Here is a 26,805-nt window from a genome sequence, read left to right on the forward strand (position 1 = left end):
TTCAGGCGAGGCGCAGGGGCGGACGGCCGTCCACGAGAAAGTCGTCGCTCTCGTCCTTCAGGTCCACGCCCGTCAGGCTGCGCCGGAACGCCTCCTTCAGCAGCCAGGCGAGCTTGAAGGCCGCGGCTTCATGCGAAAGCCCCTCTGCCCGCACATTGGAAATGCAGTTGCGCTGGGCATCGTTGCAGCCCACCTGCGGGTTGAGCGTGAGATAGAGGCCGAGGCTGTCGGGCGAGGAGAGGCCGGGCCGCTCGCCGATCAGCACCGCCACCGCGCGCGCCTTCAGCAGCTCGCCCACCTCGTCCCCCAGCGCCACCCGAGCTTCCCGAGCGACCACCACCGGGCCGGTGCGCCAGCCCTCGGAGGCGATCCACGGCTTCAGCGCGGCGAGGAAGGGCACCGCCTGCGCATGCACCGCCGCCGAAGACAAGCCGTCCGCCACGACCAGCGCCAGATCGATCGGCGCGTCCGTGCGTGCGGCGAGACGCGTGCGGCTCTCATCCGAGAGGCGGCGGCCGAGATCGGGCCGCCGCAGATAGATGTCGCGGGCGGGCGCGGCGCTCGTCACGTCCAGCGTCTCGAAGCCGAGCGCCCGCACGCCCTCTGCCGTGGCGGCGGCATCGAAGGGCGTGTGCACGGCATCGCGCGCCTGCGCATGGGCGAGCGCGAACTTCAGCACCTCGGCGGTGGGCAGGCTGGCGCCGGTGCGGCCGAGCGCGATGCGGGCGGGGGTGTGGCGGGCAAGGCCGAGCCAGGGATCGCGCTTGGTGCTCATGCCGCGCGCTCCGTGGCGAAGCCGAGCAGCGGATGGCTGCCGGTGGCGGGCAGGAGGCGCCCGTCCGGCCCGGTGATGGCCATGCGTTCCAGCCACCCCTCGAACTCGGGCGCGCGCCTGGCGCCGAACACCTCGCGCACATAAAGCGCATCGTGGAAGGAGGTGGACTGATAGTTGAGCATCACGTCATCGGCGCCGGGAATGCCCATGATGTAGGTGACGCCCGCCGCCGCCAGCAAGGTGAGCAGCGTGTCCATGTCGTCCTGATCGGCCTCGGCATGATTGGTGTAGCAGACGTCCACGCCCAGCGGCACGCCGAGCAGCTTGCCGCAGAAATGGTCCTCCAGCCCGGCGCGGATGATCTGCTTGCCGTCATAGAGATATTCCGGCCCGATGAAGCCGACCACGGTGTTGACCAGCAGCGGCTCGAACACGCGGGCGACGCCATAGGCGCGGGCCTCCAGCGTCTGCTGGTCCACGTCGTGATGGGCATTGGCGGAGAGGGCCGAGCCCTGCCCGGTCTCGAAATACATGGCGTTCTGGCCCACCGTTCCGCGCTTCAGGGCGCGGGCGGCATCCGTGCCTTCCTTCAGCACCGCGAGGTCGATGCCGAAGGAGCGGTTGGCGCCCTCCGTGCCGGCGATGGACTGGAAGACGAGATCCACCGGCGCGCCCCGGTTCATCAGCTCGATGGACGAGGTGACGTGGGTGAGGATGCAGCTCTGGGTGGGAATGTCGAAGCGCTCGATCACTTCGGCGGTGAGTTTGATGAGCCGGTCGAGAACCGGCAGGCTGTCGGAGGCGGGATTGATGCCGATCACCGCATCGCCGCACCCATAGAGCAGGCCGTCGAGCATGGCGGCGGAAATGCCGGCCGGGTCATCCGTGGGATGGTTGGGCTGCAGACGCACGGCGAGTGTGCCGGGCAGGCCGATGGTGTTGCGGAAGCGCGTCACCACCCGGCATTTCTTCGCTATCAGAATGAGATCCTGATTGCGCATCAGCTTGGAGACGGCGGCCACCATCTCGGGCGTGAGACCGGGGGCGAGGCGGGCGAGGGCGGCGCTGTCCGCCGCTTCCGAGAGCAGCCAGTCCCGGAAATCGCCCACCGTGAAGGCAGAGACGGGGGCGAAGGCGGCCGCATCATGCCCGTCGATGATGAGGCGGGTCACCTCGTCGGTCTCGTAGGGCACGAGCGCCTCAGAGAGGAAGGTCTTCAGCGGCACATCCGCCAACGCCATCTTGGCGGCGACGTTCTCCTCCGCCGTTGCGGCTGCGATGCCGGCCAGCATGTCGCCGGAGCGGGGCGGCGTCGCCTTGGCCATCAGCTCCTTCAGGTCCGCAAAGGCGAACCGCCGGCTTCCCACTTGATGGACATAGGTCATGAGGGCCTCCACGCAACTTCCGGCATCGCGGGATGCAATCCCCGTGCCTCGGGTGGGAAGGCCAGCTTACCCGCGCCGGGCCGGAATGCCAGAGGGGGTGGGTCGGCCGGCTGCCCATCCAACTTTTATCTTGAATTTAATCCTAGGAAAATATACCTTGTTCATCCGTGATGGTCGCGGAAGGGCGAGGGGGGATGGAATGGCCGCTGCTGGATACCCATGGCTGACCCGCGAAGAGAGCAGGGGCGCGTATACGGACGATGCGCTGGAAATGCTGCGTCTGCGGTGCGATCTGGCAGCGGCCAGCTTTCTGGCGAAGGGCCTGCTTCTCGGCCAGATGTGGCGCCGGAAGGACTATGATCCCAATCAGCCCCGCAACCCTGCCGGTATGGGTGAGGATAGCGGCCGATGGGTCCGCCCGGGCGCATCGGGCACGTTCCGGGATGTGGGTGATGCCGACGACAATCCCTATCAAGGGATGCGGAATGGCCGCCTGTTCATCGCCATCTGGCCGTCCAACGGCGGCCCACAGCTAGAGGAGCCGCCGCCCGTTATCCCGCCCGTGCCTCTCCTCAAGAGATGGCCCGCCATTCGTCTTGCTCGCGTGGTCACGCTCTGGGTCGCTCGGGTGGCTCCCGCGCTGGAGGCCCTTGCCATGGCCAATCCGGTAACGGCGGGGCTCCTCATCGTCGGTGTCGTCGCTGGCTTCTGGTTGTATGATTCCTACGGCGGCTACATCACGTCTTATTTTGAAGGGCCAAAGCCGCTCGACGAATTGCAGAAGGACGTGGCGGAGGGCCGGCAGGGGACCGACGTGCATCACATTGTCGAGCAGAGTTCTGTCGGCCAGAAGGGCATCCGGCGCGAGGATGTTGAAGCGCCAAGTAACAAGGTTCGGATATCTACATTCAAGCACTGGGAAATAAACCGTTATTACAGCCGGTATGATCGAGAACTGGGTATGTCACCGCGAGATTATCTGCGTGGGAAAAGCTTCGAAGAGAAGCGGGCTTTTGGAATTCAAGTTCTGAGAGATATGGAGATTTTGGAGAAATGAACAAATTTACGAATTATAAAACCGAAGATTTAGTTCTGTATTTTGTGGACCGTTCGATGGAGATGAAACGGGCGGATGATAATATGGATGATAACGCCTATAATGCGGCGGAAAAAAAAGTGCGTGACATTGAGGGCGAGCTGAAACAGCGACCTGGCGATGGGCGCCATGCTTTGCTGCCGTTGCTTGCGCACCCGAACATTCAGGTCCGGCTCAATGCTGCGCTTGCCACGCTTGCCCTCTCGCCGGAGGCAGAGGCGGCGTTGCGCGGGATCGCTCCGCTCGGAAGCTCGAGCCAGCCGTTCACGGCGAGACGTATGCTCGCTGCACTAGAGCGAGGAACCTATAAACCGACGTGAGACTGCATGCCCAAGCTCAGCAAACTCGCGAAGCTCAGAACGGAGGATCTTGTCGCGCTCTTTATCGAACTATCGCTGGAGATGAAGAGGGCTGACGACTGGTTGGAGAATGGTGCTTATAATCGCGCGCACAAGAAGTTGCGCGATGTAAGGGCGGAATTGCAGCGGCGTCCGGGCGACGAACGCCGTGCGTTGCTGCCTTTGCTCGCGCACCCGAACATCCAGGTTCGACTGGACGCTGCGACTGCCACCCTGACGCTTTCGGCCGCGGCGACGGAAGCGATGCAGGGAATTGCGTCGCTTGGCTATTGTTCGCAAGCCTTCAGTGCAAAGCGCATGTTGCGCGCCATCGAGGAGGGCACATGGACGCCGACGTGAGCCTTTTAGCCCAGAGCTGCGCCACCTTCCGAGCGCCCTATCCCTTCAGCCCCAACCGCCCCAGTGGATCGCCCACGAGACCGCTGACGATAGTCGCGAGCAGCGGCGGCAAGGGCCAGATTTTCGCGAGCGGGCCGGCGATCCAGTCGCGGGCCAGAGGCAGCAGGGTTCCGTCGGACTGGTAGACCGGCGTGAAGAGCGTGCTCATGGCCTGATAGAGCCGCACATGCGCGCGCCGCAGCGCCACCGCGCGGGTGCAGGCGGCGACCACGGTGTCGGTCTGGCGCAAGGCGAGCGCGAGCGCATAGGCGTCCAGCAGGGCCATGTTGGCGCCCTGGCCCAGTTGGGGGCTCGTGGAGTGCCACGCGTCGCCGAGGTGGATCAGACCGGGTTCGGCCGGCACCGGCAAAGTGCGGTGGGCATAACGGGCGAAGGTGAGCTTGGCCGGGTCGTCGATCTGCGCCAGCAGTGGCGCGATGCGGGGCCAGAGCGTCAGCGCCTCGGCCTTCCAGGGGGCGAGCCCGGCCGATCGCCACGCCTCCAGATGGTCGGCGCGAAGAGACCAGAAGAAGGCCAGCTTGCGCGGCCCGACAGGTGCCGTACGGCCGATGGGCAGCACGCCCACCATGCGGCTCGCGCGCACATAGCGCTGCTCCAGCGCTGCCGGGTCGAAGCCAGCGTCATCCACCCAGTCCAGGGTCGCCCACAGGGCGCCATAGGGCAAGGGCCGGCCGGTGGGCGGCGCCAGCGGGCTGGAGGTGCCGAGCGCATCCACCACGAGATCGACGGGTGCGCTGTGCGTGCCATCCGCGAAGACCAGATGCCGCCGCCCGTCCGCCGTGTGGGTGGAGGACGAGATGGGGCGCCCGGTGAAGACCGGAATGCCTTCTGCGCGCACGGCCTCGTGCAGCGTGTGGAACAGGGCGGCCCGGTGGATGCCGATGCCGCGCGGCGCGTCCGCTCCCAGCGCGTCATAGCGCACGTCGAGCACGGCGCGGCCGGACGGCTCGCTCAAGCCGAACAGGCGCTCAATGGGGGCGCCGGCTGCCGCGATGGTGGCCTCCAGCCCCAGCGCCCGCAGCACGGCGCGGCCGGTCGGCTGGATCATCAGGCCGGAGCCGACCGGTCGCGCCGTCTTGAAGCGCTCGTAGAGCACGACGCGGTGGCCATCCCGGTGGAGCAGGAGGGCGGCGGCAAGACCGGCCGGTCCGCAGCCGGCGATGGCGATGTCTCTGGGCGGCATGAAGACCTTCGGGCGGGACGAGGATCCGGACGCTAGGGCGTCCGCGCGGGAGAGACAACGGTGGCTGCCCCTCGCGCCGGGGGCCCGTCCCTCGGCGCACAAAAAAGCCCCGGCTTCGGGGAAGCCGGGGCGGTGTCTGTCAGGTGACGCAGGCGCCTCTGAGAGTCCTTCCCGGAAGAAGGGGCTTCTCAGGAGAACAGCCTTCTCAGAAGAAAGCCTGGAGCCCGGTGATGGCGCGGCCGATGATGAGCGCGTGGATGTCGTGCGTGCCCTCGTAGGTGTTCACCGTCTCGAGGTTGGCCGCGTGACGGATCACGTGGAACTCCGCCGAGATGCCGTTGCCGCCGTGCATGTCGCGGGCGACGCGGGCGATGTCGAGCGCCTTACCGCAGTTGTTGCGCTTGATGTAGGAGATGGTCTCCGGCGCAAGCTGGCCCTCGTCGAACAGGCGGCCGGCGCGCAGGCAGGCCTGCAGGCCGAAGGCGATGTCGGTGGACATGTCGGCCAGCTTCTTCTGCACCAGCTGGGTCTGCGCCAGCGGGCGGCCGAACTGCTTGCGGTCCAGCGTGTACTGGCGGGCGGCCTCGAGGCAGGCTTCCGCCGCGCCGAGCACGCCCCAGCCGATACCGTAGCGGGCGCGGTTGAGGCAGCCGAACGGGCCCTTCAGGCCGGAGACGTTGGGCAGCAGGTTCTCTTCCGGGATCTCGACGCCTTCCAGCACGATCTCGCCGGTGATGGAGGCGCGCAGCGAGAGCTTCTTCTCGATCTTCGGGGTGGAGAAGCCCTTCATGCCGCGCTCGACGATGAAGCCGCGGATGGCATCGCCATGGGCCGCCGACTTCGCCCACACCACCGCGATGTCGGCGATGGGGGAGTTGGTGATCCACATCTTGGCGCCGGTCAGGCGGTAGCCGCCGTCGATCTTCTCGGCGCGGGTGCGCATGCCGGCCGGATCGGAGCCGGCGTCCGGCTCGGTGAGGCCGAAGCAGCCCACCCATTCGCCGGTGGCGAGCTTGGGCAGATACTTCTTGCGCTGGCTCTCGTCGCCATAGGCATAGATGGGGTGCATGACGAGCGAGGACTGCACGCTCATGGCCGAGCGATAGCCCGAATCGACCCGCTCCACCTCGCGGGCGGCCAAGCCGTAGGACACATAGCCAAGGCCCGCGCCGCCGTAATTCTCCGGAATGGTCACGCCGAGCAGGCCGAGTTCGCCCATCTCGCTCATGATCTCGCGGTCGAAGCGCTCGTCGAGATAGGCGCTGGTCACGCGCGGCAGGAGCTTCTCCTGCGCATAGTCACGGGCGGTGTCGCGGACAAGGCGCTCTTCTTCCGTGAGCTGGTCCTCGAAACGGAAGGGATCGGCCCAGTCGAAAGCCGCCTTCGTGCTGGTGGCCGTCTCGGCCTTCTGAGGTTCTCCCATCTCTCGCTCCTTCTTGCCGCTCTATACCGCGATGCCGTGTGTGATGCGCTGCCGCGCGCGACGCTGCAAGCCCGAATTTCACGCGAAGGATCATACGGACACGGCGGATGCCGGATCATGCCATTTTGTTTGTCTACCAACAATCGTCCGGCGCGCGTCCGCTGGCAAGCTCCTCCAGCCGCCGCCGGGTCGAGGCGGTGGTATCGGGCGGAAGGGCGCCGAGGGGAAAGGTGCCGACCTCGGCGATTTCGAAGGTGGGGCCGGGGAGCGGCCCCTGCTCGAAATCGCTCACGCGGAAGCACACCACATGGTCGCGCCCGCCCACCCGGGGATTGAAGAAGACCCCGTGGAGCAGAAGCGGGCCGGTGGCGCGGGCATTTGCCTCTTCCATCAACTCGCGCCGGGCGGCCGCCTCCGCCGTCTCGCCCACGTCCACCCCGCCGCCGGGCAGATGCCAGCCGGGCGTATAGGTGTGGCGCACAAGAAGCACGCGGTCGTCGCGGATGGCGATGGCCCGCACGCCCAGCGTCATGCCATGACGCAGGCGGCGGACGAACGGGGCGATGGGAAGCAGGGAGCGGAGCAGCCACATGCCGGACATTTGCCCGCGTGGCGGCACGCGGCGCAAGGCGTCCTCAGGCGTATTCCGCCTCGATGGCGCGGGCGCGGACGAAGGCCGGGCGTTCGGCGCAGCGCGCGAGATAGGCGGTGAAGGAGGGGCGCGGCTCCAGCATCTTGAAGACCTGGATGAAATAGCCGAGGTCCGTGGCGAGCAGCGTGTCGGCGGCCGTGAACCGCTCGCCCACCAGGAAGGGATGGGTGCTGAGGCGGGCGTCCAGCACCGACATAACCTTCTCGAAGCTGCCCCAGCCGGCGGCGCTGGTGGGCAGTTCCACACCCTTCATCTTCTGCACCAGTGCCGGCTCCACGCAGGAGGCGACGAAGATCATCCAGTGCAGGAAGGGGCCGCGCTCGGGATCGCCCAGCGGCGGGGAAAGGCCGGCCTCGGGAAAACGGTCGGCCACGTAGAGCGCGATGGCGCCGCTCTCGGCGATGGGGATGCCACGATCCACCAGCGCGGGCACCTTGCCCATGGGATTGGCGGCGAGCAACTCGGCATCATCGATGCCGTCGCCGCCATTCAGGTCCACGCGGACCAGTTCATAGGGAGCGCCCGTCTCCTCCAGCAGCCAGAGTGTGCGGAAGGCGCGGGTTCTGGGCGACCAGAAGAGTTTCACGGCGGCGCTCCCTCAAGGTCATGTCTCAGGAGAAGAACATGACCGGCACGTCGTCGCACGTCGAGTGGGGCGCGCGGCAATCCACACCGGCATCCCGGCCGCGGCACAGGCAGCCGGCCGGCACCGCGTCCGTCGGGGGCACGGCGCTTTCGACTTCAGGTTCGGGGGAGGGAGGCCGCTGGCCATCCCGGATCTGCGGGTGAGGCGTCATGGGCAATCTCCACGGCACGCGGCCGCGTCTGTCTGGGTGGGGCGTCTGCCCCTGCATGCCAAATTAATTGCACACCAGCTAATTTGGAGCAATGCAGAATCGCGGCCCCTGCCATGAAATGATTGTGTGCAACACAATTGCGTCGCGTGATATAAACAGCCGTTCACAGAGACGGCCCTTGCCATGTCCACCTTCTGCCTCGACGACCTGCTGTGCTTCGCCGTCTATTCCGCCGAACACGCCTTCACGCGCGCCTACCGCCCGCTGCTGAAGGCGCTGGATGTGACCTATCCGCAGTATCTGCTGCTGGTGCTGCTCTGGAACAAGGACGGCCAGAGCGTGAAGGAACTGGGCGAGCAGCTGCATCTGGATTCCGGCACGCTGACGCCGCTGCTCAAGCGCCTGGAGGGCGCGGGCTTCGTGCGCCGCGCCCGGAATGCGGCTGACGAGCGGGTGGTGAACATCACGCTCACGCCCGAGGGGCGGGCTTTGCAAGCCAAGGCGCAGGAGGTCGTCCAGTCCATGGGCGAGGCCATCGGCCTGTGCGCCGAGGACCGGGAAAGCCTGCGCGTCCAGCTCACGGAATTGCGCGATCGCCTGAACGCCGCCGTCGAATAGGCGGCGACGCCGCCTGCGGTCGGCCCGCCGCATTGCGACGGCGGGCGAAACGTGGCACTGCCTCCCCCGCGCCGAGATGGCGCAATGGTTTTCCTTGCCGCCGAAGCATCGTGCGGCGATAATGACTTGACGGCCTGGGGTGCCGCGCGTCACGCGCGGCTGAGATCACACCCATCGAACCTGTCTGGGTCATGCCAGCGTAGGGAGGAGCCGATGAGCGAGAGCTTGTCGCATCACGATTCCGCATCTTCGTCCGCCCATTCCGCGCGCGCATCCGGTGCGCGGCCGCGCGTCGCCATCGTCGGCGGCGGCGTCATGGGCCTGTCCATCGCCTGGCGGCTCGCGGAAGCCGGCTGCACGGTGGAGATCTTCGAGCAGGGCCGCACGGGCCTTGGCGCCAGCCATGCGGCGGCCGGCATGCTTGCCGCCTGCGCCGAGGCGGAACCCGGCGAGGAGGGGCTTCTGGCCCTCAATCGCGAGAGCCAGCGCCTGTGGCCCTCCTTTGCCGCCGATCTGGAGGCCGCCTCCGGCATGGCGGTGGACCTGCGCACGGACGGCACCATCGTTCTCGCCCTCAATGCGGACGATGCGGCCAAGCTCCGCCACCTCATCACCTTCCAGCAGGGCCTCGGCCTGCCGGTGGAGTGGCTGAACGGAGCGGAGGTGCGCCGGCGCGAGCCCCATCTCGCCACCAAGCTCGCAGGCGCCGTGTGGTGCCCCGAGGACCATCAGGTGGACAATCGCAAGGTGGCGGCCGCCTTGCGCGTCGCGGCGCTGAAGGCCGGCGCGACGCTGCATGAGGACATGCCCGTCGAGCGCGTGGAGGTCGTGGACGGTCGCGCCCGTGCCGTCATCGCGAAGGGCGAGCGCTTCGCGGCGGATATCGTGGTTCTGGCCGCAGGCGCATGGTCGCGCGGCGTTGCCATCACCCCCGCGACACCGCTGCCGGTGCGGCCGGTGAAGGGGCAGATGCTGGCGCTCGCCATGGACCCGGCCGCGCCCATCCTGAGCCATGTGGTGTGGGCGCCGGGCACGTATCTCGTGCCGCGCAAGGACGGGCGGCTCATCGTCGGGGCGACGGTGGAGGAGCGCGGCTTCAATGCCGATCTCACCGCCGGCGGGCAGCTGGCGCTGCTCACCCATGCCTGGCGGGCGCTGCCCACCATCGAGGAACTGCCGATCCTCGAGCAATGGGTCGGCTTCCGCCCCGGCAGCCGGGACGACGCGCCCATTCTCGGCCGCAGCGCCGAGGTGGAGGGGTTGGTGTTCGCCACCGGCCATCACCGCAACGGCATCCTGCTGCTGCCGGTGACGGCGGAGGCGATCTCGCGCCTCATCCTCGAGGGTGAGACCGACCCGGTGATCGCGCCCTTCGTGGCCGAGCGCTTCCTGCCGCGCGCGGCAGCGGAATGAACCCGGCCGCGTGACGAACGAAAACGTCCGTGGCAGCGTTGGACCTGAAAGCACAGACATAAGGCGAGAGGCGAGGACGTGAAGCAACTGCGCGTGAACGGCAAGGATGAGCAGATGGCGGTGGAGACGGTGGCCGATCTCCTCGGCGCCGTGGGGCTCGATGCCACCCGCAAGGGCATTGCGGTGGCCGTGAACGGCGCCGTCGTCTCCCGCCGCGCCTGGGAGGCCACCGTGCTCGCCTCGGGCGATGCTGTGGAGATCATCCACGCCAAGCAGGGTGGCTGATTAAAACGCTGCCGCCAGAAATTTGAGCGCCGGATCAGCCGGCCGGAAAGAGACCGACATGAACGTGAACGTTCCCGTCCCGAGCACGCTGGCCGATCCGCTGGTGATCGCCGGCCGTACCTTTTCCTCGCGCCTGTTCCTCGGCACGGCGGGCTATCCCAACCAGAAGATGTTTCTCGATGCGCTGGAGGCCTCCGGTTCGGAAATGGCCACCGCCTCCATCCGCCGCATGAGCCTTGAGGGCTATGAGGAGAGCCTTGCGGACCTTCTTACCGGCCGCGTGCATATCCTGCCCAACACCGCCGGCTGCCAGACCGCCAAGGACGCCATCCTCACCGCCGAACTGGCGCGCGAGGCGCTGGAGACGGACTGGGTGAAGCTGGAGGTGATCGGCGACCGCGAGCTGCTCTATCCCAACGTGGAAGAGCTGCTGAAGGCCACCGAGGAACTGGTGAACCGGGGCTTCGTGGTGCTGCCCTATTGCAATGACGATCCTGTCACCTGCCAGAAGCTGGCGGATCTCGGCGCCGCCACCGTGATGCCGCTCGGTTCCATGATCGGCACCGGCCTTGGCATTGCCAATCCGCACATGATCGAGCTGATCTGCGCCCGCTCGCCGGTGCCCGTCGTGCTGGATGCCGGCATCGGTACGGCCTCCGATGCCGCGCAGGCGATGGAGCTCGGCTGTGCTGCGGTACTGCTCAATACGGCGGTGTCCAAGGCCCACGATCCGGTGCGCATGGCCCGCGCCTTCCGCTACGCGGTGGAAGGCGGGCGTCTGGCGCGCCTCGCCGGCCGCATCCCGAAGAAGCTGCACGCGGAAGCCTCCAGCCCCGAATTCGGCCTGGTCGGCAGCTGATCTCAGCCATCTGCCGGGTCCCGAGGGACCCGGCATCGCGTTTCAGTCCTCGAACTTCTCTGTGGCGTCGGCGGTGCCGTGCACCCAATAGCCCGATGCCCGCAACCAGCCGGGCGGCACCTGCCGCTCGCCGAGCAGATGCGCGCGGATGGCCCGTGTGACCGAGGCTTCGGCGGCGAGCCAGACGAACGTGCCGGCCGGGATGTCGATGCCCTTGAGATGGTCGAGCAGAGGCCGGACCTCCCGCGGATCGCGCCGGTGGACCCAGAGGGCGGTGAGGCGGGCCTCGGTTTCAAACCGCTGCTCGTCCTCGGGTCCGGGCACCGCCACGAGGCTCGTGACGGGCGTGCCGGGGGCGAATTCCTCGATCCGGCGGCCGATGGAGGGCAAGGCGGTCTCGTCGCCGATCAGCAGCCAGTTGCGGATCGCCCCGCCGATGACCATCGAGCCGCGCGGGCCGCCGATCTCCACTTCGTCGCCCACGCGGGCATCGAGCGCCCAGCGGGTGGCGGGACCTGCCTCATGCACCGCGAAATCGATGAGCAGCGTACCCGTGGCGGCATCGTAGCGCCGGGGCGTGTAGTCGCGCATCTGCGTGCCGCCTTGGCCGTCCGGCACGAAGATCTTGATGTGATCCGCCGGGGACAGGGAGGTGAAGCCCTCCAGCTCCGCGCCGCTGAGGGTGATGCGGATCATGTGCGGGGTCAGCCGTTCCGTAGCGGCGACGGTGAGGCGCCGGCGGCGCAGGTCGTGGCGCACGCGCTCGATGCGCGGAAGGTCGAGATCGGAGGGGAGGGGAGAGGTGTCAGTCATGTGCGTCACTCAGGTGAGGTCCGGACGCGGCTGACTGGGGCGCAGGCGCACGTCCGGAGGCTTTGAACATCCGTCGGTGCGTTGAATGACGTTAACGCTTACGCGAGCCTCTCAAGGCTCCTGCAAACCGGGTGATAAAGCGCCGCCGGTCGGAGCACAAGCGGATGTGCGGAAGGTTGGAGAAGATCGAAACGGTGCTGTCCCAGAGGAAGGGGCGTCGCCACGCTTCGCTTTGGTCATGGCCGGGTGACGGGATGGTGGGCGCACTAGGGCTCGAACCTAGGACCCGCTGATTAAGAGTCAGCTGCTCTACCAACTGAGCTATGCGCCCCCGTCACGGGGTCATGGTACCGAACGCCGTTCCGCCTTGCGGCGAACCGGGAGAGAACCACTTGAACCTTGGGAGGAAAGTGGTGGGCGCACTAGGGCTCGAACCTAGGACCCGCTGATTAAGAGTCAGCTGCTCTACCAACTGAGCTATGCGCCCTCGGGGGTGTCCCCGTTCGGGAAGGCTCATGTAGCAAAGGCCCCCCCGACTGTCCAGCACAGCGTGACAGAAAATTCACGCCGCGCCGGACGTTGTGGACAAGCTTCGCGCGGGTCCGGCTGGCCCCGCGCGAAACCGAGCGTTGGCAACGGCCGCTTACTCCTTGAAGGCCTCCTCGCGGGTCTTCTGCACCGAAGGCAGCAGCACCACCACCAGCGCGATGGCGGCGAGGATGAGCAGCGCGGCGGAGATGGGCCGGGTGACGAAGACCATGGGGTCGCCGCGCGAGATCAGCATGGCCCGGCGCAGATATTCCTCCAGCATCGGGCCGATGACGAAGCCCAGCAGCAGGGGCGCCGGCTCGCAGTCCAGCTTCACCAGCGCATAGCCGAGGATGCCGAACAGGGCCATGGTGTAGACGTCGAACGTGTTGTTGTTGACGCTGTAAACGCCGATGCAGCAGAAGGCGATGATCGCCGGGTACATCACGTGATAGGGCACCGTGAGCAGGCGCACCCACATGCCGATCAGCGGCAGGTTGAGCAGCACCAGCATGAGGTTGCCGACCCACATGGAGGCGATCACGCCCCAGAACAGGTCCGGCTTATCCGTCACCACATTGGGGCCGGGCGTGATGCCCTGGATGATGAGGGCGCCGATCATCAGCGCCATCACCGGGTTGGAGGGAATGCCCAGCGTCAGCATGGGGATGAAGGAGGTCTGCGCGCCGGCATTGTTGGCGCTCTCCGGTCCCGCCACGCCCTCGATGGCGCCACGGCCGAAGCGGCCCGGCGTGCGGGAGATCTTCTTCTCGATGGAATAGGAGGCGAAGGAGGAGAGCATGGCGCCGCCGCCCGGCAGGATGCCGAGGAAGGAGCCGAGCACCGTGCCGCGCAGCACCGGCGCGATGATGGCCTTGAACTCGTCCTTGGTCAGCAGCAGGCTCTTCACCTTGGCCGCCACCAGCGAGCGCTGGCTCTCGTCCTCCAGGTTCCGGATGATCTCGCCGATGCCGAACATGCCCATGGCGAGGGCGACGAAATCGAAGCCGTCCGAGAGTTCGTCGAGATCGAAGGTGAGGCGCGGCACGCCGGTGTAGATGTCCTGTCCGGCGAGGCCCAGCAGCAGGCCGAGCACGATCATGGCCAGCGCCTTGACGACGGAGCCGGATGCCAGCGTCACCGAGGCGACGAGGCCGAGCACCATCAGCGCGAAATATTCCGGCGGGCCGAATTTCAGCGCCAGTTCCGCGAGCGGTGGCGCGAAGACGGCGAGCAGGAAGGTCGCCACCGTGCCGGCGAAGAAGGAGCCGAGCGCGGCTGTCGCCAGCGCCGCCCCCGCGCGTCCCTGCCGGGCCATCTGGTGGCCGTCGATGGCGGTGACCACGGATGAGGATTCGCCGGGCAGGTTGATGAGGATGGCGGTGGTCGAGCCGCCATACTGGGCGCCGTAATAGATGCCCGCGAGCATGATGAGGGAGGAGACCGGCGGCAGCCCGAAGGTGATGGGCAGCAGCATGGCGATGGTGGCGATGGGGCCGAGCCCCGGCAACACGCCGATCAGCGTGCCGAGCAGCACGCCGACGAAGCAGTAGAAGACGTTCTGGAGCGACAGCGCGACCGAGAAGCCGAGGGAGAGGTTGTCGAGGAGTTCCATGTCCGCCCGCCTCAGTGCCCGCCGAGCCACGGGCCGAGGAGCGGCAGCGGAAGGCCGAGCCCCAGGATGAAGACCGCCCAGCAGAAGACGCACATCACGGCGGTGATCGCGAGGGCGGTCTGAAGGCGGAACAGCCGGCTGCCGAGCGTGGAGAGGAAGACGCTGACGCCCACCGCCGGCAGGAAGCCGAGGGGTTTCATGGCGAAGCCGAAGAAGACGGTGGCGCCGACGAGGATGATGAGCGCGCGCCACGCCGTGCCGGTGGGCGCTTCGCCCGGCGTGCGCAGGCCGTTCACCAGCACGATGAGGCCAAGCAGGGCGAGGACGGCGGAGAGCAGCAGGGGGAAATAGCCCGGCCCCATGCGCATGGCCGTGCCGATCTGCAACTCCCGCGACTGCCACGCGAACAGCGCCGCAAGGGCGATGAACAGAAGCCCTGAAATCACATCCTTCGGATTGCGCACGAAGCCCATGGCCCGTCGGTCCCCCCGGTATCACATGTGAGATGGATGGGAGGGATGGCTCAGCCGATTCCCTCCTCAAGAAGAAGCCGCCCGCCGGACCTGAGGCCGGCGGGCGGGAGATTCAGCCGTGGCGGCAATCAGTCGGCATAGACGCCGGCCGCCTCGATGATCGGCTTCCACTTGGCGACTTCCGCGGTGAGGAAGGTCTTGTGGAATTCGGCGCTGCGGCGGTCCTTCGGCTCCGGCTCGGTGCCGAGATCGGCGAAGCGGGCCACCACCTTGGGGTCTTCCAGCGCGGTGTTGAGGGCGGCGTTGAGCTTGGCCACCACGTCGGCAGGCGTGCCCTTGGGCGCATAGAGGCCGTGCCACACCGCCACCTCGAAGCCCTTGAGGCCGCCGGCTTCCATGGTGGGCAGGTCGGGCAGGGACTTCACCGGCTCCTTGGTCGTCACCGCATAGGCCTTCACCTTCCCGCCCTTGATCTGGCCGGTGGTGTTGGTGGTCTGGTCGCACATGAGGTCGATCTGGCCGCCCACGAGGTCGTTCATGGCCGGGCCCGTGCCCTGATAGGGCACGGTCGTCACCTGCGTGCCCACGGCCGACATGAAGAGCATGCCGCACAGGTGCGAGGCCGAGCCGACGCCCGCATTGCCATAGGTGACCTTGTCCTTGTTCGCCTTCACATAGGCGACCACGTCAGCGATGGATTTGGGCTCGAAGCCGGGCTTGGCGATGAGCGTCATCGGCACGGCGGTGATCAGGCCGGCGGTCTCGAAGTCCGTCACCTTGTACGGCAGCTTGCGATAGAGGCTCGGGGCGGTGGCCTGGCCGATGTGGTGGAGCAGCAGCGTGTAGCCATCAGGCGCGGCCTTCGCCACCTGACCCGCGCCGCGGGTGCCGCCGGCGCCGCCCACATTCTCCACGATCACCTGCTGGCCGAGCGTCTTGGTCATGGATTCGGCGACGAGCCGGGCCACCGTGTCGGTCGGGCCGCCGGCCGCGAAGGGCACCACCACGGTGATCGGCCGGGCGGGATAGGCCTGTGCCTGGGCCGCCCGCGGGGTCGCCGCAAGGCTGAAGGCGGCGGCACCCATGAGCACGGCCAAGGCCGCGCGCGCGGTCTTCCTGAACATAACGTCCTCCTCTGTATCCCCTCCCGGGGAAGAACCGGCGCCTTGTTCGCGCACTTTGTTCTGTTGAAGGGCCACGCGCCCCTTCCGTCAAGTCATCCTTTCGCTAGGGAATGTCACGCTTCGCCGCCCGCCAGTTGTGGCAGCCCTGCCGGATGGTGGTACCCCCTGCCTCGCCAGCGCCACCCCGGCGCCGCGAACTGGGGTCCAAGGCCTTGAATTACCTTCTTCTTTCCCCAACGGCGCCACGGAACAGAGGCTCCATCTCTGCCGTTGTCCGTCCCGAAACAGCAGGCGAGGCTCACGATGGTTCTTCGGCTGAAACGGCACACCCGCCTTCTGGCGGCAGGCGCGGCCGCAGGTGTCCTTCTGGGGGCCGTCGCCCCCGCGCTGGCGCAGGCGCCGGGTCCCCGCCCGGCCTCGGTGCAGCAGGTGGACGTGAACGTCTTCTATGCACCGCTGGCCGAACACGGCACGTGGGTCTCCCATCCGGTCTATAAGTACGTCTGGGTGCCCACGGGCCTCGACGCCTCGTGGCGGCCTTATCAGGAAGGCCGGTGGGTCTGGACCGACGACGGCTGGTACTGGGATTCGGCCGAGCCCTTCGCCTGGGCCGTCTATCATTACGGCCGCTGGGGCTATGATCCCGATTACGGCTGGTTCTGGGTGCCCGGCGACACCTGGGCGCCGGCCTGGGTGAAATGGCGGCGCGGCGGCGGGCATACGGGCTGGGCGCCCATCGCCCCCGATGCGCCCGGCTATGCCTATGGCCCGCCCCGCCGCTACGAGGCGCCGGTGGCCGAGAGCTGGGTCTTCGTGGAGGACCGCTATGTGGCGGCGCCGGACCTCACCGTGCGCGTCCTGCCCATCGCGGCGCTCGCGAGCTGGCTCGCCACCGACGCGCGGCCCTACGATCCCTATTACGGCAACGGCCGCGTGGTGACGCGCTTCGTGCCGCCGCAGGAGTTCGGCACCGTCGTGGAGCGTGAGGTGATCACGCGCCGCGTGGTCTATGTGAACCGCTACGATCAGGTGTTCGACGACACCGGGGGCGCCCGCCTCGGCATCTATCGGCCCTATGTTGCCGCCGTGCAGGACATTCCACCGCCGCCGCGGGTGATCCGCGACGTGCCGGCGGAGCGGCGGCTGCTCATCCGCCAGTATGTGGGGCCGGAAGCGCCGGCCGCCATCGCGCCTTCCGCCGCCCTTCTCGGCGTGATCGCGCCCGACCAGAGGCAGGCGCTGCGGGAAGCGCGCTTCTCCGGCAACGAGACGGCCTACCGGCAGGATGTGGAGCGCTTCCGCGAGATGCGGGAGAGCCAGCTCCAGCGTGAATGGGCGGACGCAGAACGCAACCGCGCGGACTATGAGCGCACCCGTCTCGAAACCTTGCGCCAGCGCGAGCAGCTGCAGCAGCAGATCCTCCAGCAGCGCCAGCAGCGCGCGACGCAGGTGATCGAGCAACTGGAGCGCGAGAGGCCGAATGCCGTGCCACCCGCGTTGCCGCAGGCGCCCAATGCGCCGGGCGGGCGCGCCCTCCCGCCGCCGCCTCCACCGCCGGCGCAGGGACAGCCCCAGCCCGCACCGGCCGCTCCGCCCGCGCCCGCAGGAGCCCCGGCCCCGCAAGCCCCACCGCCACCTCCCGGTGCTGCGCCGCGGCCGGAGCCGGCCCGTCCGGCGCCGCTACCGCCCGGTGCCGCCCCGCGACCCGAGCCTGCGCGTCCGGCGCCCCCGCCGCCTCCCGGCGAACCGGCGCGCCCTGTGCCGCCCCCGCCCGGTGAGCGGGAGCGTCCCGTTCCGCCGCCGCCCGGCGCGGCCCCGCGTCCGGAGCCCGCACGTCCCGCGCCTCCGGCCGAGCGGGAGCGGACTGCACCGCCTCCGCCGGCCGAACGCGAGCGTCCCGCGCCGCCGCCTGCCGCCCCACGCACCGAGCCCGAACGGCCCGCTGCGCCGCCGCCTGCCGAACGGGAGAGAGCCGCACCGCCCCCGGCGGCCCCACGTCCGGAAGCGCCCCGTGCGGAGCCTCCGCGCCCGGCCGGCCCGCCACCGGCCGAACGCGAGCGTCCGGCCCCGCCCCGGCCGGAGCCGGCGCGTCCCGCGCCGCCTCCCGAGCAGGTCCGGCCCCCCCAGGCCGAGCGCCCGCCGGCGGCCCGGCCCGAGGCCCCGCGCCCCGAAGCACCACGTCCGGAGGCGCCGCGTCCGCCGGGTGGTCCGGAGCGTCCCCGCCCCGAGCATCCCCCGCAGGGCGGCGGGCGTCCCGAGGCGCCCCCGGATGCCAAGCCGCCGCAATAAGCGGCGATACTCCCGAGAAAGGCCGGTGCTCGCCGGCCTTTCTTATGTCTGGGGGGCGGGGCCGGTCTCAGCCGTGCGGATGCGCGGGCGGTTCGTCGGCTTCAGCGGGCGCGCCGTCGTGCCGGTGGCGATGGTGCAGGTCCGGATAATGGGGATGGCGGTGCCGCAGCGGTGTATGCACATGCCAGTGGCTGTGCGGTTCGCCGGGCGCGTCATCGGGGCCGTGGGCGTGCTGGTGGTGCGCGTCGTGCCGGTGGCGATGGGCATGGGCGAGGGGCAGGTGGTCGTGCTCGTGCTCATGCTGTTCCGTCAGGTGCAGCCAGAGCCCGATGGCCATGAGCCCGCCAGCCAGCAGCAGCCGCACGGTGAGCGGCTCGCCGAGCAGCCCCACCGCCAACAGCGCCCCCACGAACGGCGCCAGCGCGAAATAGGCGCCCGTCCGCGCGGCCCCGAGGTGGCGCAGGCCGAGCACGAAGAGAACCAGACTGACGCCATAGCCGAGGAAGCCCACCGCCAGCACCGCTGCAAGGAGGGCGGGCGGGGGCAAGGGCGCCCCCGAAGCCAGCGCCAGCCCGAGGTTCACGCTTCCCGCCCCCACCCCCTTCAGCAAGGCGATCTGCACCGGATCGGCGGCGGACAGCTTGCGGGTGAGGTTGTTGTCGATACCCCAGCACAGGCACGCGCCCGCGATGAGCGGCGCACCCCATCCCCATTGCCCGCCGCCCTGCCAGGACAGAACCAGCGCGCCCGCGAGGATGGCGCCGGCACCTACCAGAAGCCGGCGGTCCACATTCTCATGGAAGGCCACCCAGGCGATGGCGAGGGTGGCGAGGCTCTCCAGATTGAGCAGCAGCGAGGCGCTGGCGGCATCGGTGCGGCTTAGGCCCAGCATGAGCAGCAGCGGCCCGAGCACGCCGCCGGCGAGAATAACCAGCGCCAGCCACGGCAGGTCTGCCCGTTGCAGCGGCGCTTCGCTGGCGGGCTGTCCGGCCAGCTTGCGGCCCGCTTCCATGAGGCCGAGCCCCACGCCCGCGCCGAGATAGAGCAGGCCCGCCATCATCCACGGGTCCACCGCGCCCAGAAGTAGCTTGGCGAGCGGTGTGCTGGCGCCGAACAGAACAGCCGAGAGAAGCGCGAGCAGAATGCCGGTGCGGTGCATGGGCCGTCCTCAGACAAAAAAGCCCCCGCCGGAGGGCGAGGGCTTCGGGTTTGTCGTGTCGGGCACCGCTCAGCTGGCGGCGGCCTGCGCGTTCACGCTCTGGCGCTTCACGGAGAGCTTGTTGAGTGCCGTGATGTAGGCTTGCGCGGACGCGACCAGCGTGTCCGGGTCGGCCGCGCGGGCGGTCACCACCTTGCCGTCCTCGGCGAGACGTACCGAGACCTCGGCCTGCGCGTCCGTGCCCTCGGTCACGGCATGCACCTGATAGAGCTCCAGCTTGGCGGTGTGCGGGATCAGCGCCTTGATGGCGTTGAAGGTGGCATCCACCGGGCCGTTGCCCTCGGCCTCTTCGATGCGGGGCTGGCCGTCCACCTCGATGCGCATGGTGGCCCGCTGCGGGCCGCGGGTGCCGGCGACCACCGAGAGCGACAGCAGCTTCACGCGATCGTAGGCAGCGGCGATGCCCTGATCCACCAGCGCCTCAATGTCCTCGTCGTAAATGACCTTCTTGCGATCGGCGAGGTCCTTGAAGCGGGTGAAGGCGTCGTTCAGCGCATTCTCACCCAGCTCGTAGCCCAACGCCTTCAGCTTGTCGCGGAAGGCGGCGCGGCCGGAGTGCTTGCCCATCACCAGCGAGGTCTTGGTCACGCCCACGCTCTCGGGGGTCATGATCTCGTAGGTCTGGGTGTGCTTGAGCATGCCGTCCTGATGGATGCCGCTCTCATGGGCGAAGGCATTCCGGCCGACGATGGCCTTGTTGTACTGCACCGGGAAGGAGGTCACGCCCGAAACCATCTTGGAGACGCGGGTGAGCAGGGTGGCATCGATGCCGGTGCGATAGGGCAGCACGTCGCGGCGGGTGTTGATGGCCATCACCACCTCTTCCAGCGCCGCATTGCCCGCGCGCTCGCCGATGCCGTTGATGGTGCATTCGATCTGCCGCGCGCCGCCGGCGAGGCCGGCCAGCGAGTTGGCGACCGCCATGCCGAGGTCATTGTGGCAGTGGACCGAGAAGATGGCCTTGTCCGAATTCGGTACGCGCTCTCGGACGGTGCGGAAGAGCGCCTCATATTCCTGCGGCGTGGTGTAGCCCACGGTGTCGGGGATGTTGATGGTGGTGGCGCCGGCCTTGATGGCGGCCTCCACGCAGCGGCAGAGGAAGTCCATCTCCGTGCGCGTGCCGTCCTCCGCCGACCACTCCACATCCTCCACATGGTTGCGGGCGCGCGTCACCGAGGCGACGATCATCTCCAGCACCTGATGGGGCTCCTTCTGGAGCTTGTACTTCATGTGCACCGGGGAGGTGGACAGGAAGGTGTGGATGCGGCCGCGCTTGGCCTGCTTCACCGCTTCCGCGCAGCGGTCGATGTCGTTGAGGGCGGCGCGGGAGAGGCCGGCGATGATCGCGCTCTTGGAGCGGCGGGCAATCTCGGCCACCGACTCGAAATCGCCGATGGAGGCGATGGGGAAACCGGCCTCGATCACATCGACGCCCATGGTCTCCAGCAATTCCGCGACTTCGAGTTTCTCCTCGAAGGTCATGGAGGCGCCGGGGCACTGTTCGCCGTCGCGCAGGGTGGTGTCGAAGATGATGACGCGGTCGGTCGCCTCGGTGGAGACGGCGGGCGTAGCAGCAGTGGTCTCGGTCATGTCACGGGTCCTTCGGGACGGGCCGTCTCGATCCAACTGTCAGGAGAGAGGGCCTCGGGTGCGTCGGTCTGGCTTTTCCGCATCCCCTGAGTGCCCAGGCGCATGCGCCCGGCCGGCCCTCAGGGGCGGCTAAGGAGAAGGAGCGCGCGCAGAACAAGAGCGTTGCCCGGATTGGTCTCAATCCGGGGGGAGGTACCAGCGATGTTCGTCGGACGGGACGACACGGGCTGCTGCTCGCTCACCAAAAAATTGCGCTCTAGTCCGCTCATACCCGCAAAAGTGCGATGGAGGCAAGGTCTGCTTTGCGGCTCGGAAGAGAAAGCCGCGCGTGCAGCGCCGATCCGGCCGCTTCGTGCGGGATGTCCCCGCGCGACATGGCGGCGCGGTGCGGCAGGGAGGTGTTCAAGCGCGCCGGAACATGCTCTAAGCTCGCGCGCAACCCGATGGGACAGAGACAAGGCCAATGGCGGACACAGGCATTCCTCACTTCTGCAACGATCTCGGCGTGAGCGTCATCGAAGTGGGCGCGCGGGAATTCATGTGCATCGGCGCCAAGCCGCCGTTCGACCATCCGCACATCTTCATCGATCTGGGTTCCGATACGGAAGCGGTCTGCTCCTACTGCTCCACCCTCTATCGCTACAATCCGGCCCTGAAGGCCGGCACGGCGAAGCCTGAAGGCTGCGTCTGGGCGGACAAGCCGGCGGCCTGACATTGGGCCAGACCTCGCCCGCCAGTGCGCTCATCGTCGGTGCCGGCATCGGCGGTCTGGCGTGCGGCATCGCCCTGCGCCGGGCGGGGCTCGCCGTGCGCATGGTGGAGCAGGCGGACGAGCTTGCCGAAGTGGGCGCCGGCCTTCAGCTGACGCCCAACGCCACCCGCCACCTGCGCGATTTCGGCGTGCTCGATGCGCTGGAGACGGTCGCCGTGAAGCCGCGCGCCCTCGAGGTGCGGGACGGCCAGACCTTCGGCCTGCTGGCCCGCTGCGACTATGCGCCCGCGGTCGCCAAATACGGTGCGCCCTTCCTCGTGCTGCATCGGGCGGACTTGCAGAAGGCCCTGGCCGACGGCGCGAAGGCTGCGGGATGCGACATCCTGCTCGGGGCCCGGCTTCAGAGCCTCGACACCCATGGCGACAATCTGCGCGCCGTGGCGGAGCAGGAGGCCGGCCTCATCGCCGAGACCGCCGACATCGTGATCGGCGCCGATGGCGTGCGCTCGCTGGTGCGCGAGCATCTGCAGGTGGGCGTGCGCCCCTCCTTTGCCCGGCGTGTGGCCTATCGCGCCACCATTCCCGTGCGGGCCGACACGCCGCCGGATGTGCGCCTGTTCCTGGGCCCCGACGCCCATCTCGTGACCTATCCCATCCGCGCTGGCGCGGCGGTGAATGTGGTCGCCATCGTGCGACAGGACCGGCCGGTCAACCGCTGGAGCGAGCCGGGCGACGCCAGCACCGTGCATGAGGCCTTCTCGCAATGGGCGCCCGAAGTGCGGTCGCTGCTGCTCGATGCCTCCTCTTTCCTGTGCTGGGGCCTCTATGACGTGGACCCGCTGCCGCGCTGGGGCGCCGGGCGCACGACGTTGCTGGGCGATGCCGCCCACGCCATGCTGCCCTTCCTCGCGCAGGGCGCCGCGCAGGCCATCGAGGACGCCGCGACGCTCGGGTCCGTTCTGGGGGCTGGCGGCCCGGTGGAGCCCGCGCTGCGCCGCTACGAGGCGCTGCGTCAGGCGCGCGCCGCCCGCGTTCAGCGCGGGGCCCGCCGCAATGCGGTGATCTATCACCTGAAGGGCCCGGCGCGGTTCGCCCGCGATCTGGCGCTGCGCGCCACCGGCGGCAGCCTGCTGTCCCGCTACGACTGGCTGTACGGCGGCTGACCGGGCCGACCGGGGCGCGTCCGCGCCCGCTCGTCCCTGATCCCGTTCGCTCCCTGACGCTCAGCCCAGTGCGGCCAACAGGGCGCGCACTTCCGCTGCCGGATCGTCCGCCCGCATCACGCCACCCATCACGGCTGCACCGGCAAGGCCGCTGTCCTGGCAGAGGAGCAGCGTATGTCGGTCGAGGCCGCCGAGGGCCAGCAGGGGCAGGGCGGTGGCGCGCACGAGCTGCGCCAGCCCCTCTGGCCCGAGTGCGGGGCCATAGCCGGGCTTGGAGGCGGTCTCGAAGGCCGGACCGGCCACCAGATAGGAGGCGGACGGCGGTGCGGCCGTGACCTCCGCCATGCTGTGGACTGAAAGCCCGATCAAGGCGTCCGGCCCCAGCAGGGCGCGCGCGGCATTCACATCGGCCCCGGACGGCAGATGCACGCCATCGGCGCCGGCCTCAAGAGCGAGCGCGGCCGTGCCGTGGAGGGTCAGGCAGGCCCCATGCGCATGGGCGACGGGCAGAAGCCGCCGTACGAGGTCCACCTGTTCGGCCGGGGCAAGGTCCTTCTCCCGCACGCTAGCCCAGCGCAGCCCCGCGCTGAAGGATGCTGCAAGCACGTCCGCAAGATCGGTCCTTGCCTGATGGCGATCGGTGATCAGAAGCAGGGGCGGGTGGGGCAGCACGGCGGGCTCCTGTCATGATGCGGCGGGCACAGTGCTTATGCAGCAAGCCCCCGTCCAGAGGCATGCCCCGCCCTCGTCGGAGTTATCGGAAACGTCGCGCGGCGTGTTGCCCTCACGCCCGCTGGCGGGCGCCGGCGTCGGGCGCCGGAGCGGCTGCCCGGCTGTTGAGGAAGGCGGGCACTTCCTCGCCGCGCATGGGCTTGGCGTAGCAATAGCCCTGCCCGTAGTCGCAGCCGATGGAGCCGAGCCAGACGCCTTCGCCCGCTTCCTCGATGCCCTCCGCCGTGGTGAGGATGCCGAGGCTCTTGCTCATGGCGAGAATGCCCACCACGAGGCTCTTCGACTGCGGATCGGTGTTCATGGAGCGCACGAACGACTTGTCGATCTTCAGCTTGGTGACCGGGAAGCTGCGCAGGTTCTGGAGGCTCGAATAGCCGGTGCCGAAATCGTCCAGCGCCACCTCGATGCCGGCGGTGCGGAAGTTGGTGAGGATGGCGCGGGCGGTGGTCACGTCATTGACGAGGCCGGTCTCGGTGATCTCGATTTCCAGCCGCTGGGGCGGGAAGCCGGCGGTGCGCAGGGTGCGGTAGATCTGGTCCGGCAGCGAGACTTCCTTGAGCTGTACCGGCGACAGGTTGACCGAGATCTTCAGGTTCTGCGGCCACTTCGAGGCGTCGAGGCAGGCCTGCCGCAGGATGGCGGTGGTCAACTGGCCGATGAGGCCGATTTCCTCGGCCACGGGAATGAAGGCGTCCGGCGAGATGAAGCCGCGGATGGGGTGGTTCCAGCGGGCCAGCACCTCGAACCCGGCCAGGGAATTGTCCGAGAGCCGCAGGAAGGGCTGGTAGAAGGGCACGATGGCGCCGTTGGCGATGGCGGTGTGCAGGTCGCGCTGGAGGCGCAGGGTCTGCTTCAGCTCGCGGTCCATGGCCGGCTGGAAGAAGCGGTAGGTCCCCGGGTTGGCCTTGGCGCGATAAAGCGCGGCTTCGGCCGCGCGCATCAGCTCCATCTCGTCCGTGCCGTTGTCGGGGGAGACGGCGATGCCCACCGTTGCGCCGAGCCGGGCATCCAGACCGTTCAACTGGTAGGGCGAGGAAAGGTGGTTGATGATGTGCTGCGCCAGCTTGCCCAGGGCGTCCAGCGAGGCGGGGCGGGGCATCACGGCGATGAATTCCTCGCCGCCGAGGCGGGCGAGCACCGCATCCGAGGGCAGCAGCGACTTCAGCCGGTTCGCCACCTCCACCAGCACGAGATCCGAGAGGCTGTGGCCGTGCAGGTCGGCAACGGAGCGGAAGCGGTCGATGTCCACCAGCAGCACCGCGGTGTGCGGCCCGTTGGCGCCCGCGGCGCCGAGGCGCTTGCGCAGGGTGTCGCGCAGGATGCGGCGGTTGGCGAGGCCGGTGAGCGGGTCGTGACGGGCGAGGGAATCCGCCTTTTCGCGCGCCTTGATGACCTCCATGCGTGCCCGGTCGAGCCGCCGCATGAGCCGGAAGAGCAGCAGCGCGGGGCCGATCTGGCTCAGCGTGGCGAAGATCACGGACGTGTAGATGAAGCGCCAGCGGTCGTGGCTGCCGAAGGTCTCGAAATTCACGCCGAAGCGCGAGAGCAACTGGTCCTGAACGATGAATTCCCACGACGTCGAGGTGATCCCCATGATCACCAGCGTGGCCAGCAGTGTCAGCAGCACGGAGATGGGCGTGACCAAGGGGGCAGAGGTGGTGTGCTTGCTCACGCCTCCCTCCGTTCCTTGCATGTTGGTTCACGCACGCGGCGCATTCTTTAAGAGGCCTCTGCCACGGGCCGCAAGACACGTGGCATGTCAGGCGCCATGATTATGCAATTTCGTCCCCGGTCCTTTGCTTCGTACAACGCTGCGTCGGCAAGCCGCACGATGTCTGCAACCTGTTGCCCCGGGGAGGGCGACAGGGCGCAGGCACCTATGCTGACCGTAACGGGCAAGACTTGTCCGGCGCTGTCCTCGAAGCGGAGCGCGCGGACCGCATCGAGAATGCGCTCGGCAATCCGCAGTGCCCCCTCGCGGTCGGTGTCGGGGAGGATGGCGGCGAACTCCTCGCCGCCATACCGGGCGATGAGGTCGCCCGGCCGGTGCACCGTCTGCGAAAGGGTGGCGGCGATGCGGATGAGCAGGTCGTCGCCGGTCCAGTGCCCGTGGGTGTCGTTGAACGCCTTGAAGTGATCCACGTCGATCATCAGCAAGGCCATCCTTCCGGAGGACCGGTAGGACCGGCGCCACTCCTGGCCAAGCCGTTCATCGAAGCGGCGGCGGTTGGCGATACCGGTGAGGCCGTCCGCCCGCGCCAGCTCGTTCAGCTGTGCTTCCGCTTCGGCGCGGCGGAGCAGCTCACGCCGGAAGAGCACGGTGAGGGCCATGATCGCGCTCACAGCGAGCGACGTGACGAGCACCATAGCGAGCGCACGGTGGCTCCAGCGGCTATAGATCTCGCTGACCGGGATGGAAGCGGACACGATGAGCGGCGCGTCCGCCACATGGACGAAGGTGTGCCGGCGCACCGGCGTTCCGGGCGGGAGGGCGGCGTCGAACGTGCCGTGGTGAGTGTTGAGGACCTGGGCAAGATAGGTCGGCGATATGGCGCGACCCTGCGGGTCTTCATGGCCGCCGCTGACCCGGTTCCGCAGCACCAGGGCGCCGTCGGTACGCCAGAGGCTGAGGGCGCCTTCCGGTCCCAGTCGTCCGCCGTCCAGCAGGGAGTCGAGATAGGAGAGGCGCACCAGGGCCAGCATGATGCCGAGGAAGGTGCCGTCCGGCGCGCGCCGGCCGATGCTGACCATGATGCCAGGCTGCCCGGTGAAGCGGTTGCGCAGGACAAGGCTGACGTAGAGGCCGGCGCTGGGATCGTCGCGATGGACGACGAAATAGTCGCGGTCGTCGACGGTGAAGTCCGCCGGAACGTCGGAGTAGGACGACAGGAGGATGCGCCCGCCCGGATCGGTTATCGCAATGCCCTCGAGCTCGCGCCCGCGTTGGGTGCGGACCTGCATCCAGCGCTGAAGCTGGGCGTCCGTCAAAGACCAGGACTGGCGGTCATTGAAGACGGAGCGGGCATCGACCAGCATGGTGTGGAGGGCGCCGATGTCGTCCGCCAGCTCCAGGGCCGCGAACTGGAGCACATTTTCCGTGGTGCTGGCATTCGCCTCCGTCGCATCCTGCCGCGACAGCACGATGGTGATGACGGTCATGGTGAGGATCGCGCAGACCGCGACTGCGGCCAGCAGGCTGAGCACGCGGGAGAAACGCACCGCGCGCTGCACCACCTCGGGCCTGACCTGTTCCATCCGGCGAGCGCTCCCTCCCAGCACGCCTGCCGTTCCTGCCGACGAAGT

The 26,805-nt window shown here is 68.5% G+C and carries 25 protein-coding genes, 2 tRNA genes and 1 riboswitch; of the genes, 10 read left to right on the top strand and 17 right to left on the bottom strand.

From position 1 onward, the window contains the following. Position 1: 1 nt before the first annotated feature. Complete coding sequence (gene eutC / locus DFO45_RS03075; RefSeq protein WP_133863688.1) at positions 2-775, bottom strand: ethanolamine ammonia-lyase subunit EutC; 774 nt, start codon at positions 773-775, stop codon at positions 2-4. After that, entirely contained in the window at positions 772-2,160 is a 1,389-nt protein-coding gene (locus DFO45_RS03080) for an ethanolamine ammonia-lyase subunit EutB (protein WP_133863689.1), read from the bottom strand. Before DFO45_RS03080 ends, eutC begins: the two co-directional genes overlap by 4 nt. Before the next feature lie 199 nt (positions 2,161-2,359). Between DFO45_RS03080 and DFO45_RS03085 the strand changes: the two genes are divergently transcribed. Genes DFO45_RS03085 through DFO45_RS03095 form a run of 3 tightly spaced genes read left to right on the top strand, consistent with a single transcriptional unit; the run spans position 2,360 to position 3,954 of the window. After that, entirely contained in the window at positions 2,360-3,217 is an 858-nt protein-coding gene (locus tag DFO45_RS03085; RefSeq protein ID WP_133863690.1) for a hypothetical protein, read from the top strand. After that, the gene (locus tag DFO45_RS03090; RefSeq protein WP_133863691.1) at positions 3,214-3,576 is read left to right on the top strand and encodes a DUF2019 domain-containing protein; all 363 of its coding nucleotides are present in this window, start codon (positions 3,214-3,216) and stop codon (positions 3,574-3,576) included. Before DFO45_RS03085 ends, DFO45_RS03090 begins: the two co-directional genes overlap by 4 nt. 6 nt (positions 3,577-3,582) lie before the next feature. Further along, positions 3,583-3,954, top strand: coding sequence for a DUF2019 domain-containing protein (locus DFO45_RS03095; protein ID WP_133863692.1), 372 nt, complete (start codon positions 3,583-3,585; stop codon positions 3,952-3,954). A gap of 37 nt (positions 3,955-3,991) precedes the next feature. Here DFO45_RS03095 and DFO45_RS03100 read toward each other — a convergent pair whose 3' ends face one another. The 4 genes from DFO45_RS03100 to DFO45_RS03115 all read right to left on the bottom strand — a co-directional run bounded on the left by DFO45_RS03100 (position 3,992) and on the right by DFO45_RS03115 (position 7,858). Then, complete coding sequence (locus DFO45_RS03100) at positions 3,992-5,197, bottom strand: NAD(P)/FAD-dependent oxidoreductase (RefSeq protein WP_133863693.1); 1,206 nt, start codon at positions 5,195-5,197, stop codon at positions 3,992-3,994. A 205-nt stretch (positions 5,198-5,402) separates the two neighbouring features. Beyond that, positions 5,403-6,620 carry an acyl-CoA dehydrogenase gene (locus tag DFO45_RS03105; protein ID WP_012172081.1) on the bottom strand — a complete coding sequence of 406 codons (1,218 nt, stop codon included), beginning with the start codon at positions 6,618-6,620 and terminating at the stop codon, positions 5,403-5,405. Between the two features lie 133 nt (positions 6,621-6,753). Continuing rightward, positions 6,754-7,212 carry an NUDIX domain-containing protein gene (locus DFO45_RS03110; protein WP_133863694.1) on the bottom strand — a complete coding sequence of 153 codons (459 nt, stop codon included), beginning with the start codon at positions 7,210-7,212 and terminating at the stop codon, positions 6,754-6,756. A gap of 43 nt (positions 7,213-7,255) precedes the next feature. Next, positions 7,256-7,858: a glutathione S-transferase family protein gene (locus DFO45_RS03115; protein ID WP_012172079.1), complete on the bottom strand. Its 603-nt coding sequence runs from the start codon at positions 7,856-7,858 to the stop codon at positions 7,256-7,258. A gap of 394 nt (positions 7,859-8,252) precedes the next feature. Here DFO45_RS03115 and DFO45_RS03120 point away from each other — a divergent pair, with 394 nt between their 5' ends. The 4 genes from DFO45_RS03120 to DFO45_RS03135 all read left to right on the top strand — a co-directional run bounded on the left by DFO45_RS03120 (position 8,253) and on the right by DFO45_RS03135 (position 11,244). Then, positions 8,253-8,687 carry a MarR family transcriptional regulator gene (locus DFO45_RS03120; protein WP_133863695.1) on the top strand — a complete coding sequence of 145 codons (435 nt, stop codon included), beginning with the start codon at positions 8,253-8,255 and terminating at the stop codon, positions 8,685-8,687. 125 nt (positions 8,688-8,812) lie between these two features. After that, positions 8,813-8,912: riboswitch (TPP riboswitch) on the top strand. Next, the gene (thiO, locus tag DFO45_RS03125) at positions 8,901-10,100 is read left to right on the top strand and encodes a glycine oxidase ThiO (RefSeq protein ID WP_133863696.1); all 1,200 of its coding nucleotides are present in this window, start codon (positions 8,901-8,903) and stop codon (positions 10,098-10,100) included. (Overlaps the previous riboswitch by 12 nt.) 78 nt (positions 10,101-10,178) lie before the next feature. Then, the gene (gene thiS / locus DFO45_RS03130; RefSeq protein ID WP_245517932.1) at positions 10,179-10,385 is read left to right on the top strand and encodes a sulfur carrier protein ThiS; all 207 of its coding nucleotides are present in this window, start codon (positions 10,179-10,181) and stop codon (positions 10,383-10,385) included. Between the two features lie 58 nt (positions 10,386-10,443). Continuing rightward, complete coding sequence (locus DFO45_RS03135) at positions 10,444-11,244, top strand: thiazole synthase (protein ID WP_133863697.1); 801 nt, start codon at positions 10,444-10,446, stop codon at positions 11,242-11,244. Between the two features lie 42 nt (positions 11,245-11,286). Here the strand turns inward: DFO45_RS03135 and DFO45_RS03140 are convergent, their stop codons facing one another. From DFO45_RS03140 to DFO45_RS03165, 6 genes are all read right to left on the bottom strand, one after another. Next, positions 11,287-12,057, bottom strand: a complete 771-nt coding sequence (locus DFO45_RS03140) for a siderophore-interacting protein (protein WP_133863698.1) — start codon at positions 12,055-12,057, stop codon at positions 11,287-11,289. 255 nt (positions 12,058-12,312) lie between these two features. Further along, positions 12,313-12,388 (bottom strand) — tRNA-Lys (locus DFO45_RS03145). 80 nt (positions 12,389-12,468) lie between these two features. Next, positions 12,469-12,544, bottom strand: a tRNA-Lys gene (locus DFO45_RS03150). A gap of 156 nt (positions 12,545-12,700) precedes the next feature. Continuing rightward, the gene (locus DFO45_RS03155) at positions 12,701-14,200 is read right to left on the bottom strand and encodes a tripartite tricarboxylate transporter permease (protein ID WP_133863699.1); all 1,500 of its coding nucleotides are present in this window, start codon (positions 14,198-14,200) and stop codon (positions 12,701-12,703) included. Between the two features lie 11 nt (positions 14,201-14,211). Then, a complete protein-coding gene (locus tag DFO45_RS03160) occupies positions 14,212-14,673 on the bottom strand; it encodes a tripartite tricarboxylate transporter TctB family protein (protein WP_012172072.1) in 462 nt (153 codons plus the stop codon). Positions 14,674-14,801: 128 nt separating this feature from the next. Next, complete coding sequence (locus tag DFO45_RS03165; protein WP_208299733.1) at positions 14,802-15,797, bottom strand: tripartite tricarboxylate transporter substrate-binding protein; 996 nt, start codon at positions 15,795-15,797, stop codon at positions 14,802-14,804. A 303-nt stretch (positions 15,798-16,100) separates the two neighbouring features. Here DFO45_RS03165 and DFO45_RS03170 point away from each other — a divergent pair, with 303 nt between their 5' ends. Further along, entirely contained in the window at positions 16,101-18,086 is a 1,986-nt protein-coding gene (locus DFO45_RS03170; RefSeq protein ID WP_133863700.1) for a DUF6600 domain-containing protein, read from the top strand. 67 nt (positions 18,087-18,153) lie between these two features. Here the strand turns inward: DFO45_RS03170 and DFO45_RS03175 are convergent, their stop codons facing one another. Beyond that, a complete protein-coding gene (locus tag DFO45_RS03175) occupies positions 18,154-19,245 on the bottom strand; it encodes a DMT family transporter (protein ID WP_133863701.1) in 1,092 nt (363 codons plus the stop codon). A 69-nt stretch (positions 19,246-19,314) separates the two neighbouring features. Then, positions 19,315-20,895: a 2-isopropylmalate synthase gene (locus DFO45_RS03180; protein ID WP_133863702.1), complete on the bottom strand. Its 1,581-nt coding sequence runs from the start codon at positions 20,893-20,895 to the stop codon at positions 19,315-19,317. Positions 20,896-21,358: 463 nt separating this feature from the next. On the opposite strand from DFO45_RS03180, the gene DFO45_RS03185 reads away from it, so the two are divergent. After that, positions 21,359-21,607, top strand: a complete 249-nt coding sequence (locus DFO45_RS03185; RefSeq protein WP_012172067.1) for a zinc-finger domain-containing protein — start codon at positions 21,359-21,361, stop codon at positions 21,605-21,607. A 2-nt stretch (positions 21,608-21,609) separates the two neighbouring features. After that, positions 21,610-22,770, top strand: coding sequence for an FAD-dependent monooxygenase (locus DFO45_RS03190; RefSeq protein ID WP_133863703.1), 1,161 nt, complete (start codon positions 21,610-21,612; stop codon positions 22,768-22,770). A 60-nt stretch (positions 22,771-22,830) separates the two neighbouring features. Here the strand turns inward: DFO45_RS03190 and DFO45_RS03195 are convergent, their stop codons facing one another. The 3 genes from DFO45_RS03195 to DFO45_RS03205 form a co-directional block, all read right to left on the bottom strand. Beyond that, positions 22,831-23,442: a thiamine phosphate synthase gene (locus tag DFO45_RS03195; RefSeq protein WP_133863704.1), complete on the bottom strand. Its 612-nt coding sequence runs from the start codon at positions 23,440-23,442 to the stop codon at positions 22,831-22,833. Between the two features lie 112 nt (positions 23,443-23,554). After that, on the bottom strand, positions 23,555-25,174 hold the full coding sequence (locus DFO45_RS03200) for an EAL domain-containing protein (RefSeq protein ID WP_052285989.1): 1,620 nt from the start codon (positions 25,172-25,174) through the stop codon (positions 23,555-23,557). Positions 25,175-25,221: 47 nt separating this feature from the next. Continuing rightward, complete coding sequence (locus DFO45_RS03205; protein ID WP_133863705.1) at positions 25,222-26,757, bottom strand: sensor domain-containing diguanylate cyclase; 1,536 nt, start codon at positions 26,755-26,757, stop codon at positions 25,222-25,224. Between the last annotated feature and the right edge of the window lie 48 nt (positions 26,758-26,805).

The sequence above is a fragment of the Azorhizobium sp. AG788 genome (genome assembly GCF_004364705.1).
Classification (GTDB): Bacteria; Pseudomonadota; Alphaproteobacteria; order Rhizobiales; family Xanthobacteraceae; genus Azorhizobium; species Azorhizobium caulinodans.